The 1,361-nt window shown below is 48.9% G+C and carries 9 tRNA genes and 3 rRNA genes; all 12 read left to right on the forward strand.

The features are described 5' to 3' along the window. Positions 1-121: ribosomal RNA gene (locus Q8G36_RS28460) — 23S ribosomal RNA — on the forward strand; the annotation flags it as partial. Between the two features lie 67 nt (positions 122-188). Next, positions 189-304: ribosomal RNA gene (rrf, locus tag Q8G36_RS28465) — 5S ribosomal RNA — on the forward strand. A gap of 10 nt (positions 305-314) precedes the next feature. Then, positions 315-390 (forward strand) — tRNA-Val (locus Q8G36_RS28470). An 11-nt stretch (positions 391-401) separates the two neighbouring features. Then, positions 402-477: transfer RNA gene (locus Q8G36_RS28475), tRNA-Thr, on the forward strand. Positions 478-519: 42 nt separating this feature from the next. Next, positions 520-595 (forward strand) — tRNA-Lys (locus Q8G36_RS28480). 9 nt (positions 596-604) lie between these two features. After that, a tRNA-Leu gene (locus Q8G36_RS28485) sits at positions 605-686 on the forward strand. A gap of 5 nt (positions 687-691) precedes the next feature. Beyond that, positions 692-766: transfer RNA gene (locus Q8G36_RS28490), tRNA-Gly, on the forward strand. Positions 767-778: 12 nt separating this feature from the next. Beyond that, positions 779-867: transfer RNA gene (locus Q8G36_RS28495), tRNA-Leu, on the forward strand. A 9-nt stretch (positions 868-876) separates the two neighbouring features. After that, positions 877-953: transfer RNA gene (locus Q8G36_RS28500), tRNA-Arg, on the forward strand. A 9-nt stretch (positions 954-962) separates the two neighbouring features. Beyond that, a tRNA-Pro gene (locus Q8G36_RS28505) sits at positions 963-1,039 on the forward strand. A gap of 10 nt (positions 1,040-1,049) precedes the next feature. After that, a tRNA-Ala gene (locus tag Q8G36_RS28510) sits at positions 1,050-1,125 on the forward strand. A 159-nt stretch (positions 1,126-1,284) separates the two neighbouring features. Then, positions 1,285-1,361, forward strand: a 16S ribosomal RNA gene (locus Q8G36_RS28515); the annotation flags it as partial.

Raw genomic sequence — 1,361 nt, forward strand, 5'->3', positions numbered from 1 at the left:
TGAGATTTCCCATGGCGCAAGCTAGTAAGATCCCTGAAAGATGATCAGGTTGATAGGTCAGAGGTGGAAGCGTGGCGACATGTGGAGCTGACTGATACTAATAGATCGAGGACTTAACCAACGCTTTTAAAAAAATGAAATACCTTCTTATTATTATCTAGTTTTGAAGGAACAACGTTCCTGATATGTTTGGTGGCGATAGCGAAGAGGTCACACCCGTTCCCATTCCGAACACGGCAGTTAAGCTCTTCAGCGCCGATGGTAGTTGGGGGTTTCCCCCTGTGAGAGTAGGACGCCGCCAAGCAGTTATATATGGAGGATTAGCTCAGCTGGGAGAGCATCTGCCTTACAAGCAGAGGGTCGGCGGTTCGATCCCGTCATCCTCCACCATTTTTACACTTGCCGGTGTAGCTCAACTGGTAGAGCAACTGACTTGTAATCAGTAGGTTGGGGGTTCAAGTCCTCTTGCCGGCACCATTTTCATACAAGCTTGATATAGCATATATAAATAGTTTATATGAGCCATTAGCTCAGTTGGTAGAGCATCTGACTTTTAATCAGAGGGTCGAAGGTTCGAATCCTTCATGGCTCACCATTATATTATGCGGGTGTGGCGGAATTGGCAGACGCACCAGACTTAGGATCTGGCGCCGCAAGGCGTGGGGGTTCAAGTCCCTTCACCCGCATGTTCGCGGAAGTAGTTCAGTGGTAGAATACAACCTTGCCAAGGTTGGGGTCGCGGGTTCGAATCCCGTCTTCCGCTCCACTATTTATTTATGCCGGGGTGGCGGAACTGGCAGACGCACAGGACTTAAAATCCTGCGGTAGGTGACTACCGTACCGGTTCGATTCCGGTCCTCGGCACCATCTTAATATGCGCCCGTAGCTCAATTGGATAGAGCATCTGACTACGAATCAGAAGGTTGTAGGTTCGACTCCCGCCGGGCGCACCATATTTTTTCCGGGAAGTAGCTCAGCTTGGTAGAGCACTTGGTTTGGGACCAAGGGGTCGCAGGTTCGAATCCTGTCTTCCCGACCATGATTTTTTTGGGGCCTTAGCTCAGCTGGGAGAGCGCCTGCCTTGCACGCAGGAGGTCAGCGGTTCGATCCCGCTAGGCTCCACCAAAAAAACTTGACAAGCCCATTTGGATTTGTTATGATATGAAAGTTGATTCTTTTAGAAGAGTCAAATTGCTCTTTGAAAACTGAACAAAACAAAGCGCCAACGTTAAATTTTTAAGTGAGCACACACTATCAAAAAAGCAAATGAGCAAGTCAAACATTTCTTCGGAGAGTTTGATCCTGGCTCAGGACGAACGCTGGCGGCGTGCCTAATACATGCAAGTCGAGCGAATCGATGG

It is taken from the genome of Peribacillus frigoritolerans (genome assembly GCF_030676415.1).
GTDB lineage: Bacteria > Bacillota > Bacilli > Bacillales > DSM-1321 > Peribacillus > Peribacillus frigoritolerans_A.